Below are 17,056 nucleotides of genomic sequence, written 5' to 3' on the forward strand. Positions count from 1 at the left end.
GATGCGCACCTCGCTCGAGGTCGCCGACATCTTCCGTGCTGCAGGACCCGCGTATCGCACCGCGCATGCCGGGCATCTGAGCCTGCATCAGCTCAAGATCATGTCGGCGATCGAACATTGCCGCACCGCCGCGCTCGGTGGCCACGTCGAAGCCTGCACCGACTGCGGGCATTGGCGGATCGCCCACAACAGTTGCCGCAACCGGCACTGTCCCAGGTGCCAGGGCGCCGCCGCACGCACTTGGCTCGAGGCCCGCGAGGCCGACCTGCTCCCGGTCGGCTATTTCCACGTCGTCTTCACCCTCCCTGCCGAGGTCGCCGCGATCGCCTTCACCAACAAGGCGCTGGTCTATGACCTCTTGTTCAAGGCGGCGGCCGATACGATGCTGACCATCGCCGCCGACCCTAAGCACCTCGGCGCCCGGATCGGCATCACCGCCGTTCTTCACACCTGGGGATCCGCCCTCACCCATCATCCCCACATCCACATGATCGTGCCAGGCGGCGGCATATCGCGCGATGGAACGCGCTGGATATCCGCACGCCCCGCCTTCCTGCTCCCCGTGCGCGTGCTCGGCGCGCTCTTCCGCCGCTTGTTCCTGTCCCGGCTGCGCGCGCTGCACGATGACGGCAAGCTCGCTTTCTTCGGCAGCCTCACGCAGCTTGGCGAACGACGCGCTTTCCTGCGGCACCTCTCTCCCGTCAGCAAGAAGCGCTGGGTGGTCTATGCCAAGCCGCCGTTCGCCGGGCCCGAAGCGGTGCTCGCCTATCTGTCGCGCTACACCCACCGGGTTGCGATATCGAACAGCCGCCTCCTCCGCTTCGATGCGGACGGCGTCACCTTCCGCTATAAAAACTACCGCGAGGCCGGCACCGCGCGGCAGCAGGTCATGACCCTCGCCGCCGACGAGTTCATTCGCCGCTTCCTCCTCCACGCCCTGCCCCGCGGATTCCACCGCATCCGCCACTATGGCCTGCTCGCCAGCGCCAGGCGCAAGGATCATCTCGAACGCGCCCGAGGTCTGCTCGATGTCGCCCCCGCGCCGGCCGACGATCCGCCCGCCGAGCTCGAAGCTCAGCCGCTGTGCCCGTGCTGCGGCGGCACCATGGTGATCATCGAGGTCTTCGAACGTCGCTATCAACCCCGAGCGCCGCCACCGCCCTCACTCTCATCCGGGACACAGGCGCCGTGACCCGGCACGGCCTGACGCAGACACGATCCAGGGCAGACCCGCACCTGGAAGCGGACCCGCTTGCGGCGGTGCTGCCCATAAGCGGACATCCCCACACTAAAATCGGCATGTCCGCTTTTCGGCGTCCGCTTTTGCGACCTCAATCCAGACGGTCAGCTCTCAGATGCGTCCGATTTTGGGCAGCATCCGTCAGCCCCAGGCCACGCTCAAAACCGCTTTCCCCATAGCTCTCGGTCGATGACCCCCGCGGTTCGGGCATCGAAGACTTTCCGACGCCTGACGGCGTCCGAAACCCTAAACGTTTGAAGACCGGCTGCTTTCAGGACGGATAGTGATTGAAGCGGACGCTGGGGCGCAAATCTACCGCCTCGGCCGATAGACGTAGGTCGCGACTAGAAGATTTAGAGTATCGGCGGCTCTGCGAGGTGCTGCATCAGCCTGGTGAAAGCCGCATCGCGGCCCCCCCGCCAGGTGCGAGCCAGAGCTTGTAGCTATTGCCCTTCTTCACCCGGATCGTTTCATGGGCGATGCGGTGCCGCGCGTCGGTCAGATAGGTGGCGCCATCGCCATCCTTATAGATCGTTGCGGTATAGGCTTTTCCCGGCTCGAGGAAATCGAAGCTCAGCGTCAGCGTGCGTTCGGTCGCATTGTTGACCCCGCCGACATACCAGTCGGCGCTGCTGCGATCCTTGCGCGCGAAGATCGCATAATCGCCGACCTCGCCCGCGATCAGGCGGCTTTCGGACCAATCGGCCGGAACCTGCTTTATGAACTCCAGCTCACGCGGATGCGCTTCCAGATTCTCGATGAAATCGGCGGCCATCTGGATCGGCGAATAGATGGCGAGATATAGCCCGAGCTGCTTTGCGAGCGTCGAGGCGAGCGGCGCCTTGTTCGCGCCCTCGAGGCTCAGCACGCCCGGCGTGAAGTCCATCGGCCCCGACAGCATCCGCGTATAAACGAGAGTCGGCTCATGGTCCGGGCCGTTTGCGAAGGCCCCCCAGGCGTTATACTCCATGCCCCGCGCGCCTTCGCGCGCAACCCAATTGGGATAGGTGCGGCGGAGGCCCGTATCCTTGATCGGTTCGTGCGGATTGACCGCGACGTGATATTTTGCCGCGGTTTCGACGACTTTCAGATGATGCTGCACCTGGCGCTGGCCGTCGTGCCATTCCATCGCAGTGGTCCCGGGCGTGGCGCCGGGCGCAATGACCCCGCCGGCATCGGCGACATAGCCGGTCTTGACCGTGCCGACGCCGAGCTGCCCATAGAGCTTCATCGCGTCGTCGAGCTGCTCTTCATAGACCGCAATATTGCCGCCGGTTTCATGATGGCCGATCAGCTGGACGCCCTTTTTGCGCGCATAGTCGGTGACCGCCTTCAAGTCGAAGTCTGGTGTTGCTTCGGTAAAGCTGAACTCGTCGCCATGACCGAACCAATTGCCGTTCCAGCCCTTGTTCCAGCCCTCGACGAGCACGCCGCCGAAGCCGTGTTTCGCTGCGAAGTCGATATATTGCTTCGTCCGCTCGGTCGTTGCGCCATGCTTGGGCCCCTCGGCCCAGCTCCAGTCGCCGCGGATCATCCCCCACCAGATGCCGATATATTTCATCGGCTTGAACCAGCTAACGTCGCCCAGCTTGTTCGGTTCGTTGAGGTTGAGTTCGAGGTCGCTTTCGACCAGCCCCGCAGCGCTGTCGGCGATCCGGATCGTCCGCCACGGCGTCGCGAACGGCAGGTCGCGCACGACGCGCGCGCCCTTCGAGGATGGCGACAGCGTGGCGCGGAACTTCTGTCCCTCGGCGCGCTTGAACCAAATGCCGGCATAGTCGACGAGCGCCGCTTCGTGGAACGCCAGATGCGTCCCGTCGTCGAGGCGCATCGTGATCGGCGTGTGCGCGGTCGCGACCGCATCGATCGGCGTTTTTTGGTAGATTTGCTCGTAGCGGTTCCACTCGCCACCGGTGATCCACCACGCGGTGCCCTTGGGCGCGATGTCGAATTCGGTGATTTCGTCGACGATCTTCGCGGTCTTGAGCCCCGCCTGCTCGGGCAGTTCGTAGCGGAAGCCGATGCCGTCGTCGAACAGGCGGAAGCGGACGTTCATCGCATGGCCGCCCCAGCTCTCGTTCTGGCGGAAGCGGACGAGCAGTTCATTGTGCCGGTCGCGCACGAAGCGGCGCTCGCCCCATGGCTGTTCCCAGCGCGTGTCGCCGCTGGCGCGCTCGACGCTTTCGATCGCAAAGCCGCGTTGCAGCCCGATGCGGTCGGCGAGGATAAAACCCAGCTTCGACGGCGCGATCAGCAGCTTGCCCCTGCGCGACAGCGACCATGTCGGCCGCTGGTCATTGTCGGTCGAAACCGTCAGCACGATGCCGCCGTCCGGCGACGATGCCGTCTGCTCGGGCCGTGCGTCCTGCGCAAAGGCGGGCGCCGCTGCCATGGCGAGCAGCGGGAGGGCGGCGAACAGGCTATGCATCAATTTGTTCCTTCGAGTTTCAGCCAGAGAGCGCCGCACGGCGGCAGATGCGCCGGATCGGCGCCGTTGAGCGCAGCGACGGGCGCGCCGCCCTTCCCATGGTCAGCGATATCGATCGTCGCGCCGCCGAGATTGAAGAGGCAGCGGATATGCTCGCCGTCCGCGATCCGATCGAAACCGAGCAGGTCGCCCTCGGCGATCCAGCGCGCGTCGCGGCCGAGCCGCAGCGCCGGGTGCGCGGCGCGCTGCGCAACCAGATGGCGCGTGAGGTTGAGCAGCGAAGCGGGATCGGCCTGTTGCCGGTCGACCGCGAGCGCACCGTGCGCGGAGCCCAGCGGCAGCCACGGATCGGCGCTTGAAAAACCTGCATTCGTTTCGCCCGCCACCCAGGGCAGCGGGGTGCGCGCACCGTCGCGCGACAGCGTCAGCGGCCAGTTCTTGAGCGCCTCGGGGTCCTTCACCAGCTCGAACGGGATCTCGACCTGGTCGAGCCCGAGTTCTTCGCCATTGTAGAGGATGATATTGCCGCGCAGCGCGCAGAGCAGCGCCATCTTCATCCGCGCATAGGCCGCCGGGTCGACGCCTTCGGGGGTCCAGCGCGACACCGCGCGCGGCGCGTCGTGATTCTCGAACGCCCAGCTCGGCCAGCCGAGCCCCGGCGCATCGGGCCATTGTTCGGCCGCCTCGCGCACCAGTTGCGGCGTCAGCCGGTCGGCATAGAGGAAGTCGAAGCCATAGGCGCTGTTGAGGCGGCCTTCGCCCGCAGTGAACAGCTTCATCTCGCGTACCGCATCGTCGCCGCCGACCTCGGCGACGGTGAAGCTGCCCGGATATTGATCGGTCAGCGCGCGGATGCGTTCGAGGAAGAGCGGGATGTCGGGATGCGACTGGTTATGGATTTTCTGCTGGAAATCGAACGGCCGGGTACGGACCTTGTTCGACGGCGGGGCGGGCGGGTTGTCGCGCAGTTCGGGATCGTGCATCGAGAAGTTGATCGCATCGATGCGAAAGCCGTCGACGCCGCGGTCGAGCCAGAAACGCACGACGCCGAGCAGCGCGTCCTGCACCTCCGGGTTGTGGACGTTGAGCTGCGGCTGCGAGCCCAGGAAATTGTGCATATAATATTGGCCGCGCCGCGCGTCCCATGTCCACGCCGGGCCGCCGAACACCGACTGCCAATTGGTCGGCGGCGACCCGTCGGGCTTCGCATCGGCCCAGACATACCAGTCGGCCTTGTCATTTTCCTTGCTGGCGCGGCTTTCGGCGAACCATGCATGTTGATCCGACGTGTGCGCGAAGACGAGGTCGGTCGTGACCTTGAGCCCGAGCGCATGCGCGCGCGCGACGAGCGCGTCGAAATCGGCGAGCGTGCCGAAGATCGGGTCGATGCCCTCATAATCGGCGATGTCGTAGCCGAAATCGTCCATCGGCGAGGGGTAGAAGGGCGACAGCCAGATCGCGTCGACACCGAGCGAGGCGACATAATCGAGCCGCGCGGTGATGCCGGCGAGGTCTCCGATCCCGTCGCCGTTCGAATCGGCGAAGCTGCGCGGGTAGATCTGGTAGATCGCCGCGCCCTTCCACCACGGCGCCTCTACGGCGGCGGGCAAGCTGGCATTCTGGACGAGGGGCTGGGTCATCGTGGCGCGTTCTTCGCTTATTAGCTGGCTTGGCAAATGATGGTGCCGAAAGCGGGGAGGGAAAGATGGAGGCTGCCCGGCGCGGCGGGGCTTGCCGGACAGTCACCGTGGAGCGCGGTAAAGCCCGCGCTTTTCATATCGATGGCAATATTCGCCGACAGCGGCGCCGCCGACGTGTTGAAGGCGAGCAGCACTTCGCGGCCGGTGTCGGGATCGAAGCGCGATACCGCAAGCAATCCGGGCTTTTCGGAAAAGGCGCGAACCTTTGTCGCGCCGCGCATCAGCGCCGGGGTCTTGCGCCGGATTTCGGACAGCGTCGCGATATGGCGATAGAGCGGATGCGCGGGATCGAAATTGGCGGTCGCGGTCGTCGCGGCGCTGCCGATCAGATCATTGTCGTTATACGCCGCTACCTTCGACGCGAACATGGTCTCACGCGCGAGTTGATCCTTGTCATCGGACACGAACCCCTGCTCGTCGCCATAATAAATCGTCGGCACCCCGCGCAGCGTCAGCAGCATTGCATGGCCGAGCATCACGCGCTGCAGCAGTTCGGCCTCGCTCGCCGCAGGGTTCGCGGCCTTCACGAACATCGCGAAGCGGCCCATGTCATGATTGCCGAGGAAGGTCGGCAGCTCTTGCGCGGCGCCTGCCCCACCCTTGTAGAGCGCGTCACCGTCGAACAGCCGCGCGAACTCGCCGGTTCCTTTCGTGCCGCTCAAGGCATCGATCGCGGCGCGCGCGAAACCGAAGTCGAGCACCGCGGGCAAGCCTGCCGCGTGCGTGTACCAGGCGAGCGCGCCCGGATCGACCGCGTCAACATAGACTTCGCCGAAGATGTGGAAATTGGGAATGCCGCGCGCCTTCGCCCGCGCCAGCATCGCGGGCACGAAGGCTTGCCAGAATTCGGGGTTCACATGCTTCGCCGTGTCGATGCGAAACCCGTCGATTCCGAATTCGTCGATCCAGCGGCCATAGATGTCGATAAAGCCCTGAACGACGTGCGGGTTCTCGGTCGCGAGGTCGTCGAGCCCGGAAAAATCGCCGTATAGTGCGGATTCGCCGACCCAGTCGCTGTTGCCGCGGTTGTGATAATAGAGCGGATCGTTGAGCCAGGCGGGAACCTTCACCCGCTCCGCGTCCTTCGGTACGACGGGCGTGTAGGCGAAAGCCGGGTCGGTCAGTTTCTTCCAGTTTTCAAGATCGGCGACATGGTCGCCGGAAAAGCCCGAATTGATTGACGCGCCCCTTATCCCGCCGCGCCGCGAATAAGGAAAATCGGCGAGACTGCGGTAGCGGAAGCCTCCGGCCGCATCTTCCTTGTAGGTGATCACATCGGCGGTGTGATTGGCGATGATGTCCATATAGACTTTCATCCCACGCTTGTGCGCGGCGTCGACGAACGCCTTGAATTCGGCATTGGTGCCGAAATGCGGGTCGACCTGCGTGAAGTCGGTGACCCAATAGCCGTGATAGCCGGCGCTTTCGTCGCCTTTCGGCCCCTGCACCGGCTTGTTCTTGAAGATCGGCGCGAACCAGATCGCGGTCGCCCCCAGACCCTCGATATAATCGAGCCGCTTGGTGAGCCCCGCAAGGTCGCCGCCATGGAAAAAGCCCTTGGCGGTCGGGTCATAGCCGGTCTGGAGCCGGTCGCCCTCCAGCCCGCCTCGATCATTCTTCGGATCGTCATTCTCGAAGCGGTCGGGAAGCACGAAATAGATGATTTCGTCCTCGGGTGGGCGCTCGCGGTAATCCGCGGCAGGCGCGGCGCCCGACAGGCTCAGCGCAATGATCGATGCGAGCAAGCTCATGCGGGCACTCCTGCAGCGCAATGCTGCGCGATAAATTCGTCGTGGCCAGGCAAATGCGATGCGGTGCGCGCGACGATCGTTTCGATGTCGGCGAAAAAGCTCGCCAGTTCGTCGTGCGTCAGCTGGTCGGCCATCGGATGATAGCCATCGGGCATGATATTCTGACCCGTGAGCACCTGGAACCAGCCGATTTCGATGAATAGTTCGTCGCCTTCGCGAACGATCTGGCCCTGACTCCTGAACAGCTCGATCTTGTGCGCGAGCGTTTCGGGAATGCCCATCTCGCGGCAACGGATCCAGAAGGGCGAGTCAGTGCGCTGGTTGGCGTGATAGTGGAGGATGACGAAGTCGCGGATGCGTTCGTAATCGAAGCGGACCCGGCGGTTATAGGCATCGATGTTGGCGGCATCGAAATCGCGATCGGGAAAATGGGCGAGCAGCTTCGCGATGCCGTTCTGGATCAGGTGGATGCTGGTCGATTCGAGCGGCTCAAGGAAGCCCGAGGCGAGGCCCAGTGCGACGACATTTCCGTTCCACGCTTTCCTGCGCATGCCGGTGCGGAAGCGCAGCATTCGCGGTTCAGCGAGCGGGCGGCCCTCGACATTGGCGAGCAGGGTCGCAGTCGCCTCATCCTCGCTGATGAAGTCGCTGCAAAAAACATGGCCGTTGCCGGTCCGGTGTTGGAGCGGGATGCGCCATTGCCAGCCGGCTTTATGCGCGATCGCCTGCGTATAAGGCCGCGCCGGGCCGGCATTTTCGCTCGGCACCGCGATGGCGCGGTCGCAGGGAAGCCAGTGAGTCCAGTCCTCAAACCCGGTTCCGAGCGCCTCCTCGATCAGCAGCGCGCGAAAGCCCGAACAGTCGATGAAGATCTCGCCGTCGATCGCCGTGCCATCTTCCAGCACGACCGCCTCGACATGGCCCGTTTCACCGTTCCGCCTGACGCCGAAAATCTTGCCCTCGGTACGTTCGGCCCCGGCCTGTTCGGCGATTTTGCGCAGATAGGCGGCATAAAGCGCGGCGTCGAAATGAAAGGCATAGGCGATGCCGTCGAGGCTCGTGTTCGGGATCTGCGGCAGCCGCGCAAAGCGGTTCTGTCGCCCCGCGGTTTCGTTCAGCGAATAATCGCCGAGCCGCCCCGCGATGCCCTCGTTCCGGCCGCGAAGCCAATATTGCGGGAATTGCAGCATGCCAAGGCTGCGCCCGATCTGCCCGAACGCGTGCATATAGACGTCGCCGATCCGGCCCCAGTCGTGGAACTGGATGCCAAGCTTGAACGTCCCGCCGGTTTCGCGAATGAACTCATTCTCGTCGATACCGATCAGCGCATTGAACAGGCGGATCGCCGGGATGGTCGCCTCGCCGACCCCGACGGTGCCGATCTCGTCGCTCTCGACCAGCCGGATCGACAGATTGTCCATCGTGCGCGACAGCGCCGCGGCGGCCATCCAGCCCGCGGTTCCGCCGCCGACGATCACAACCTTCGTGATGCGACTGTCGCCCACCCTGTTCAATTCCCTCTTGTCCGGAAGCGGGCCGGACTTGTGCGCCGGCCCGCTCGTCCCGTCAGAACTTATAGGTGATACCGGCCATGAAGTTGCGACCATAATTCTGATAGTCGCGGATCTGGCGCGGATCATTATTGTAATAGGTCACGAACGGCTCGTTGGTCAGGTTCGACGCCTGCAGCAGGACGCCCAGCCCTTCGAGCGCGCCGCTCTGGAAGGTATAGCCGACCTGCGCGTCGACGACGAATTCGCTCTTGGCCATGAACATGTCGCGCGCGAGGCTGATCGTCGAAACTTCGGCGAGGAATTTCGAGCGGTAGCGGCCCGACGCGCGCACCTGGAAGCCGTCCTTTTCGAAATAGGCGGTTCCGTTGATGACCCATTTCGACAGGCCGGGCATCGAAATCGCGTCCTCCGTGCCCTCGCGCACGCGGCTCTTGGTATAGGAGGCGCTGCCGAGCACCCCGAAGCCGTCGAGTGCCTGCGTGAGGTTCGCGAAGGGCAGCGATAAGGATGCTTCGGCGCCATAGACGCGCCCGGCATTGCCGTTCAGCCACTGCTTGCTGAGACCCGCGCGCGTGCCGACCGTTCCGCCGTCGGGAACTTCGAAGTCGGTGAAGTCGAACGGATTGACCTGACGATAGATGTAATTTTCGAGATATTTGTAGAAGCCGCCGACCGAGACATAGCCGCCTTGGCCGAAATATTTCTCGAGCCCGACATCGACCGTGTCGGCCATCAGCGGACGCAGCCGCGCATTGCCGAGGTCGAGCGACCAGGGCGACGCGTTGACGTCTGTGTTGTTGCGCTTCGATGTATCAAAATTGACGCCGCCGCCGGGCTTCAGCTGGTCCATGCGCGCACGCGCCAACACGCGCGCGGCGCCGAAGCGCAGGAAGCTGTTGTCGGCGAACTCGATCGACAAGTTCATGCTCGGCAGGATGTCGGTATATTTGGCGCCGTCGGTCACCGGCGTCGACTGGGTCACGCCGCCCACGACCTGCGCATAGAAGCTCGAGCCCGTCTGGTCCGAATGAATGACCTGGACGCCGACGTTTCCGCGGATCGGCGTGCTGCCCGCATCGGCGTTGAAATTCGCCTGGACGAAGCCGGTCAGCACCTTTTCGCGGATCGTATAATCGTTGAAGACGCGCGCCGGGTCAAAGCCCGCACCGTCGGTCAGATTATAATTTCCGTCATTGTAGAAACGCCAGCTGTCGAACGCGACCATGCCGGGGATGCCGATGAAGTCGAGCGACACCGGATCATAGAGATAATCGGCAGGCACCGCAGTGTTCGCCGGATAATTTTTGCTCGTCAGCACGAAGCCGCGGTCGTCGAGACTTTTCTTGCGGTCGGAATAGTTGGCGCCGACGCGCAGGCTGCTGATCACGCCGCCCAGTTCCTGCGTCGCTTGCAGGCGCAGCGATTTCAGCTGGTCCTTGACGCGCGGCGTGTTGACGAACCCGTCCTGGCAGTTGGGCACCGCGCCGCCGCAGCTGTTCCAGCCCTGCGGATCGGTGATCACGAACAAATTGGGATCGGCATAGTCGAGCGAGGGGTCGAACATGATCCCGCCGTTCGGGCGCATTTCGAAGCCGAGCGCGGTTTCGCGCGCGCCGACGTTCTGGCCGCGACCGGTGCCGAGATAGATTTCGAGATTTTCCTCGGTCTTCTTGATCCGCGAATAGCCGAGGTCGAGTTCGAGCGTCAGTTTCTCGTTGGGCTTGAACTGGGCGTTCCAGCCGCCCGCGATGATCGTCGAGTCGCGATGGACGACGTCGTTGCGCATCACGGCTTCGGTGCCCGTCCAGACGCCCTTGGTCACCAGACCATCTTCGACGGTGAAACCGGGCTGCAGCGTCGAATTGCCCCAGAAGAGCGGGAATTCGATCCCGCGCAGGCGCTGTTCGTCCTTGAACTTCGACCAATAGCCGTCGATTGTCGTGTGGAACTTGTCGCTGGGTTCCCATTCGACGACCGCCATCACGCCGTCGCGCTTCAGTTCGTTCGACTTCACATAGGGCTTGGCGCCACCGATGACGAAAGCGGTGTTCGTGCCGTCGGTCGCCTCGGGATAACCCCAGGCGTTGAACCGTTCCTCGGCGGTCGGCGACTGCATGCGCGCGTAACCGATCGCCCAGCCGAGCGTGCCGTCGGCATTCTGGTCGATATAGGAGATGTTGGCGCGGTAGCCCTTGTTCGAGATGTCGGGGTTGAGCTTACCGAGATCGTTGATCTCGAAACGGGCGCCCGCCGCGATCGTGCGCTTGCCATAGGCGAGCGGCCGCACCGTCCGCATGTCGATCGTGCCGCCGATTGCCTGCCCGATCAGCGAAGCGTCGGGGGTCTTGTAGACGATCGCGCCATTGAGCAGTTCGGACGGATATTGGTCGAGCTCGACGCCGCGGTTGTTGCTCGCCGAAACCTGTTCGCGGCCGTTGAGCAGGGTCGTGGTGAAGTCGGGCGCGAGGCCGCGGATCGACACGACATTGGCGCGGCCATCGAGGCGCTGCGTCGCGAGGCCCGGCAGGCGCGACAACGATTCGGCGATCGACAGGTCGGGCAGCTTGCCGATGTCTTCGGCCGAGACGACCTCGACGATCGAGGTGTTGATCTTCTTGGCCTGAACCGAATTGTTGATCGCGCCGCGGATGCCGCTGACGACGATCTCGTCCTCGGCGGGTGCTTCATCGACGGGTGCGGTGCTCGCGTCCTGCGCCATCGCGGTTGCGGGCAGCAAGAAGGTCAAGGCAAGGCCGAGCGCGATGGCGCTGACACCGCGGTTGAGATTGTTCGGCAAGATCATGTGTGGCTCCCCTGGCACGGACGGGTGGTCTTGACCCATGCATCGGGAGGGGGACGCGGCGCGTCCGTCAGGCTCCTCTCCAACATATGGGTTTTCCCATCTTGAGCCTCGCAATTGAAACCAATCACGCCGCGCCGCCATAGGGTATACGTATACGCATAATATGCGGAGCAGCGCCCTGTCGCAGAAATACAACGCTTTGAGCGCCGAAAACGGCGGGACTCCGGCCTGTGCAAATTCTTGGCATAGACCGGACCAATCGCTAGTCTCCGGGGCAGGCGGCGGCCATCGACAAGACCGCGGCATCAGGGAGAGAGACATGGGGCGCCAGCCCTCGGCGAAGCCCACGAGTTTCGACATCGCCTATCTGGCGGGCGTCTCGCAGCCGACCGTGTCGCGCGCGCTGCGCGGCAGCAAATCGGTCAGCGCCGCGACCCGCGCCAACATTCAGCGTATCGCGCAGGAACTCAACTATACCGTCGACAAGAACGCATCGAGCCTGCGCTCGCAACGTACCCACACGCTCGCCCTGCTCTTCTTCGAGGATCCGAACCCCGACGAATCGATGATCAACCCCTTCTTCCTGTCGATGCTGGGGTCGATCACGCGCGAATGCGCGCGGCGCGGCTATGACCTGCTGATCAGTTTCCAGCAGATGCACAATGACTGGCACGTCACCTATCAGGACAGCCATCGCTCCGACGGGATCATCCTGCTGGGCTATGGCGATTATCAGCTTTACCTCACCAAGCTAGAGCATCTTGTCGAGATGGGGACAAAGTTCGTGCGCTGGGGATCGGTATCCGAAGACGGTATCGGGCTGACCGTCGGATCGGACAATGTCGGCGCGGGCGAGCAAGCGGGCGCGCATCTGGTCGAGGTCGGGCGCCGCCGTATCGCCTTCCTCGGCGACGCGTCGGACCATGCGCCCGAATTCCAGGACCGTTACGACGGACTTTGCCGCGCGATGCGCGCCGCGGGTGTCGAACCCGACCCGGCGCTGCAGCGCGACGCGGTGTCGTCGGAGGATTCGGGCTATGCCGCCGCAAGGTCGCTGATCGAAGGCGGCCAGTCTTTCGACGCGGTCTTCGCCGCGAGCGATCTGATCGCCATCGGCGCGATGCGCGCGCTGACCGAAGCGGGGCTGCGGCTGCCGCAGGACGTCGCGATCATCGGCTTCGACGATATCCCGGCCGCCAGCCAGACCACGCCGACGCTGACCACGGTGATGCAGGATATGAAGGGCGCGGGAACATTGCTCGTCGATGCGTTGCTCGCGCGCATCGACGACCGCCCGGTCGAAGAGCGGATATTGCCGGCCCGGCTGATCCGGCGCCAGAGCACGGCGGTCTGACACTAACGTATTCGTATACGTAGCCGCACCGCGCTTGCCCTGCCCCGCGCGCGCTGCGACACCCGGACCAACGCGAGCCGCGACGGCGGCCGCAAGGGGAGACGCATGATGGAAAAACCGAAGCAGGGCTTTGCCGGCCTATGGAATATCAGCTTCGGCTTTTTCGGCATCCAGATCGGCTTCGCGCTGCAAAATGCGAACATGAGCCGGATATTCCAGTCGCTGGGCGAAGATATCGAACGGCTCCCCGGCCTGTGGGTCGCCGCGCCGCTGACCGGCCTGCTCGTACAGCCGATCATCGGGCATATGAGCGACCGGACGTGGCTCGGCCGGTTCGGGCGTCGCCGCCCCTATTTCCTCGCCGGCGCGATCCTCGCCGCCATCGCCTTATTCGTCATGCCCGAAAGTCCCGCGATCTGGTTCGCCGCGATGATGCTGTGGGTCCTCGACGCCTCGCTCAACATCTCGATGGAGCCCTTCCGCGCCTTCGTCGGCGACATGCTGCGCAAGGACCAGCACAGCGTCGGTTATGCGGTGCAGACCGCCTTCATCGGCGCCGGCGCCGTCGTCGGGTCGCTGTTCCCCTCGCTGATGGAGGCGATGGGGGTCGCCAATGTCGCACCGCCCGGCCAGATCCCCGACACGGTGCGCTACGCCTTCTGGTTCGGCGGGATCGCGCTGTTCCTCGCAGTGCTGTGGACCGTCGTCACCACCGACGAATTTAGCCCCGAACAGATGGCGGCATTCGAAAGCGCCACGCCCGACGGGGGTCAGGCCAGCCGCCCGCTCGCCTCGCGCAGCTATCATGGCGGCCTCGCCTGGGCCGCCGCGGGCGTCCTCGTCCTGTTCGTCCAGCATCATTTCGCGCTGCTTCGCGAAGTCCTGCTGCTCGGCGCGCTGCTCATCGGCTACGGCCTTGCGAACATGGCCGCGATCGCGCTGGCGCGCCGGGGCAACGACCACAATATGCTGTCGAGCATCGTCGGCGATTTCTCCGGCATGCCGCCGCTGATGAAGCGGCTGGCGCTCGTCCAGTTCTTCAGCTGGTCGGCGCTGTTCATCATGTGGATCAACACCACCCCGATCGTCGCCCAATATCATTTCGGAACGACCGACGCCGCCAGCGCTGCCTATCAGGAAGCGGGCAACTGGGTCGGCGAATTGTTCGCAATCTACAACGGCGTCGCCGCGATCGCGGCGCTGACCTTGCTCCCCTGGCTCGCCCGCCGCCTTGGGCAGGCGCGGACGCACATCGTCGGCATCGCGTGCGGCGCGGTCGGATATGCCAGCTTCTTCCTGCTGCGCGACCCTACGCATTTGATCGTCAGCGAGGTCTTCATCGGCATTTTCTGGGCGTCGGTCCTCGCGATGCCCTATGCGATCCTCGCCTCCAGCCTGCCGCAAGCCAAGCTCGGCATCTACATGGGGCTCTTCAACGTCTTCGTCGTCGTCCCGCAATTGCTCGTCGCAACGGTGATGGGCTCGATCATGAAATCGCTGTTTCCAGGAGAGCCCATCTATACGATGGCCTTCGCTGCATTTGCCTTACTCCTTGCAATGATTGCGATGACACGGGTCGACCAGTCGGCCCCATAGCATGGCAAAGACGGCTAAGGCTGACGGTGGCCGATTCCAGACCGACCGCTTTAGGGCCCGGATCAGGTAAAGCTGCCGTCTCTATCGCTTCGCATTGCTCAGCGCAGACAATCGGCGAACGACAAGCGCAGCGTCTTCTTGTCAATCTTGCCGGTGGCCGTGAGCGGGATCTCATCGAAGATCACGCGGTCGGGCATCCACCATTTGACCAATCGAGGCTCAAGCCATTCCCGAACCTCTGTTTCGGATAGCGTCGCACCGTCCATAGTCTCGATCACAAGAACAGGCCGCTCCTCCCATTTCGGATGGAATACGCCCACCACCGCGGCAACTTTGACGCCCGGGCAAGCCGCCGCCACATTTTCGATGTCGATCGAACTCACCCATTCTCCACCTGACTTGATGACGTCCTTCTTGCGGTCGGTGATGCGCATGAAGCCGTTTGCGTCGACCGTGGCGATGTCGCCTGTGTCGAACCATCCCTCCGCATCGAGCGCGGTTTCTTCTTGCCGGAAGTAGCGCTCTATCACCCACGGACCGCGGACCATTACCGCTCCAGCGCTGATGCCGTCATGCGGCAACCCCACCCCGTCGTCGTCGACGATCTTGAGCTCCACACCGAACTGAAGCCGCCCTTGGCGGGTCCAGATTATCTCGTTCATCGCGTCATCACCGAGCGCCGCGATTTTCGGCGTCGGCGTGGCAAGGACGCCGAGAGGGGACATTTCGGTCATTCCCCAGATCTGCCGTACTTTGACACCATATCGGGTTTCAAAGGTCTCGGCCATCGCGCGCGGGACAGCGGAACCCCCGATCACGACCCGTTCGAGAGTGCCGGTATCTTCGCCCGTTCGAGCCAGATGGTCGAGATACATCGTCCAGATGGTCGGCACACCGCCCGAGAAGGTTACACCCTCGGCTTTGATGAGCGCCTGCAGGCTGGCACCATCAAACTTGTCACAGGGAAGGACGAATTTCGCGCCGTTGATCGCGCCGGCGAATGGGAGCCCCCAAGCTGTTGCGTGATAGAGCGACTGGCAGGGCATGATGACATCGAAGGCCGAGAAATCGAGCGCGCCGGACAGACCGGCGACGAGCGCATGAAGGACGACCGAACGATGCGAGTAAAGGACGCCCTTCGGATCTCCCGTTGTTCCCGAAGTGTAGCAAAGGAATGCGCCGCTGTTTTCATCGAACTGCGGCCAGTTCGATTGGCTAGGGAATGCTGCTAACCTCGCATCATAATCCTCGGCGGTCAGCAGCACGAAATGCTCGACCGTCTCCAGCATCGGCTTGAGGCGTTCGACCGTCTCTGCGAGATTGCGGTCGTAAAGCAGAACGCGGCTCGCAGCGTGATTGATCGTGAAGGCGATATGTTCGATTGGCAGGCGCGGATTGGCCGTATGCAAGACATAGCCTGCCCCGGGTACCGCGAAGAAAAGCTCGAAATGCCGGTGCGTATTCCAGGCCAGAGAGCTGATGCGGTCTCCGGACGCCAGACCAAGGCTGCCCAGCCATTGTGCGGCGGCATTGGCGCGCGAGGCCGCGCCCGCGTAATCGTATTGAAAAATGTCGCCGTCGCAGTCCTTGGACACGATCTCGCGGTCGCCGTGCGCGGTCGCGGCGAACTCCAATATCTGCGAGATGTTAAGCGGCAGGTTCTGCATCAATCCTGGTATCGTCACCCCTGTGTCCTCTCAAAAGCGCTTACCATGCCCGATCGAGTCAGCACGCTGTCAACAATGCGCGCAAGCGCGCGGTGACGACATTTGTCGCGTCGGCTGCTGCAGGGATCAGCCCCGCAAAATGCACGAACCCGTGGGTCAGATTGTCGAATTCCAGAATTTCTGATGCGACCCCGGCGTCGCGAAGCCGATCGGCGTAAGCGACCGCTTCATCGCGTAGAGGATCGACCGAGAGAACGACGGTCAGGGCGCTCGGCAGGTCCGAAAGGTCTGGCGCCTTGATGGGCGACAGGCGCGGATCTGTGGCGTCGGCGCCAGCCGCATAATCCGACACGCAGATTTCGAGACTTGCCCTGCGCAGTGTGGGATCGGCATCGCGGACGCGAGAGTGATAATCGTCTTCGCTCACGCCAAGATCGACAGCGGGATAGAGCAGGAGTTGCGCATCGAAGGGACGGACACCCTGCGCGGCATCCCGCATCGCGAGACAGATCGCCGCAGCGAGGTTACCGCCGGCGCTGTCGCCTGCGATCACCGCTGGCGCCGCTTCTCCGCCAAGGTCCGCGCGATTGGCCGAGACCCACCGGGCGGCTGCGAGGCTGTCATCGAATGCGGCGGGAAAAGGGTTCTCGGGAGCGAGGCGATAGCTGCTTGCAACGACAACCATCGACAGGTCACGGCACAGCCGCCTGACCGTATGATCGACGGTGTCGAGGTCCCCGATGGCCCAGCCGCCCCCGTGGATATAATGTAGCGTTCCGACCGCTTCCGTTGCGGGACGATAGATGCGGAGCGGGACGGTCTCGCCCCCTGCCTCGATCTGCCTGTCTTCGACCGAAGCAACCTCGATGCGGCCTTCAGGTCCGACGATGAGCGGGATCATCGCGGCCGCCTGCTGGCGGAGCGACGGATAGTCCACGGGGCCCGGCGGCACGGTGGGCAATTGATCGATAAGCTGCTGAAGGACTGGATCGAGCGCCATGAT

10 protein-coding genes are annotated in these 17,056 nt (G+C 63.6%); 3 read left to right on the forward strand and 7 right to left on the reverse strand.

Features of this window, described 5'->3' with window-relative positions; all coding sequences use genetic code 11:
* Position 1: 1 nt before the first annotated feature.
* On the forward strand, positions 2–1,192 hold the full coding sequence (locus CDQ92_RS13720) for an IS91 family transposase (RefSeq protein WP_088441922.1): 1,191 nt from the start codon (positions 2–4) through the stop codon (positions 1,190–1,192).
* Between the two features lie 433 nt (positions 1,193–1,625).
* Here CDQ92_RS13720 and CDQ92_RS13725 read toward each other — a convergent pair whose 3' ends face one another.
* The 5 genes from CDQ92_RS13725 to CDQ92_RS13745 all read right to left on the reverse strand — a co-directional run bounded on the left by CDQ92_RS13725 (position 1,626) and on the right by CDQ92_RS13745 (position 11,436).
* Complete coding sequence (locus CDQ92_RS13725) at positions 1,626–3,668, reverse strand: glycoside hydrolase family 97 protein (protein ID WP_088441923.1); 2,043 nt, start codon at positions 3,666–3,668, stop codon at positions 1,626–1,628.
* Positions 3,668–5,308 carry an alpha-amylase family glycosyl hydrolase gene (locus CDQ92_RS13730; protein WP_088441924.1) on the reverse strand — a complete coding sequence of 547 codons (1,641 nt, stop codon included), beginning with the start codon at positions 5,306–5,308 and terminating at the stop codon, positions 3,668–3,670. The genes CDQ92_RS13725 and CDQ92_RS13730 overlap by 1 nt, the downstream gene beginning before the upstream one ends.
* 20 nt (positions 5,309–5,328) lie before the next feature.
* A complete protein-coding gene (locus tag CDQ92_RS13735) occupies positions 5,329–7,119 on the reverse strand; it encodes an alpha-amylase family glycosyl hydrolase (protein WP_088441925.1) in 1,791 nt (596 codons plus the stop codon).
* Positions 7,116–8,624 (reverse strand): tryptophan halogenase family protein, encoded by a 1,509-nt coding sequence (locus CDQ92_RS13740; protein ID WP_268239140.1) that lies wholly within the window; start codon positions 8,622–8,624, stop codon positions 7,116–7,118. Before CDQ92_RS13740 ends, CDQ92_RS13735 begins: the two co-directional genes overlap by 4 nt.
* 61 nt (positions 8,625–8,685) lie before the next feature.
* On the reverse strand, positions 8,686–11,436 hold the full coding sequence (locus CDQ92_RS13745; protein ID WP_088441927.1) for a TonB-dependent receptor: 2,751 nt from the start codon (positions 11,434–11,436) through the stop codon (positions 8,686–8,688).
* 319 nt (positions 11,437–11,755) lie between these two features.
* Here CDQ92_RS13745 and CDQ92_RS13750 point away from each other — a divergent pair, with 319 nt between their 5' ends.
* Together CDQ92_RS13750 and CDQ92_RS13755 are read left to right on the forward strand one after the other, a co-directional pair.
* The gene (locus tag CDQ92_RS13750) at positions 11,756–12,790 is read left to right on the forward strand and encodes a LacI family DNA-binding transcriptional regulator (RefSeq protein ID WP_088441928.1); all 1,035 of its coding nucleotides are present in this window, start codon (positions 11,756–11,758) and stop codon (positions 12,788–12,790) included.
* Between the two features lie 108 nt (positions 12,791–12,898).
* Positions 12,899–14,386: an MFS transporter gene (locus tag CDQ92_RS13755; RefSeq protein WP_088442256.1), complete on the forward strand. Its 1,488-nt coding sequence runs from the start codon at positions 12,899–12,901 to the stop codon at positions 14,384–14,386.
* A gap of 98 nt (positions 14,387–14,484) precedes the next feature.
* Here CDQ92_RS13755 and CDQ92_RS13760 read toward each other — a convergent pair whose 3' ends face one another.
* The gene (locus CDQ92_RS13760; RefSeq protein ID WP_088441929.1) at positions 14,485–16,053 is read right to left on the reverse strand and encodes a long-chain fatty acid--CoA ligase; all 1,569 of its coding nucleotides are present in this window, start codon (positions 16,051–16,053) and stop codon (positions 14,485–14,487) included.
* 58 nt (positions 16,054–16,111) lie between these two features.
* Positions 16,112–17,053 carry an alpha/beta hydrolase gene (locus tag CDQ92_RS13765; protein ID WP_088441930.1) on the reverse strand — a complete coding sequence of 314 codons (942 nt, stop codon included), beginning with the start codon at positions 17,051–17,053 and terminating at the stop codon, positions 16,112–16,114.
* Between the last annotated feature and the right edge of the window lie 3 nt (positions 17,054–17,056).

It is taken from the genome of Sphingopyxis bauzanensis (assembly GCF_002205675.1).
GTDB lineage: Bacteria > Pseudomonadota > Alphaproteobacteria > Sphingomonadales > Sphingomonadaceae > Sphingopyxis > Sphingopyxis bauzanensis.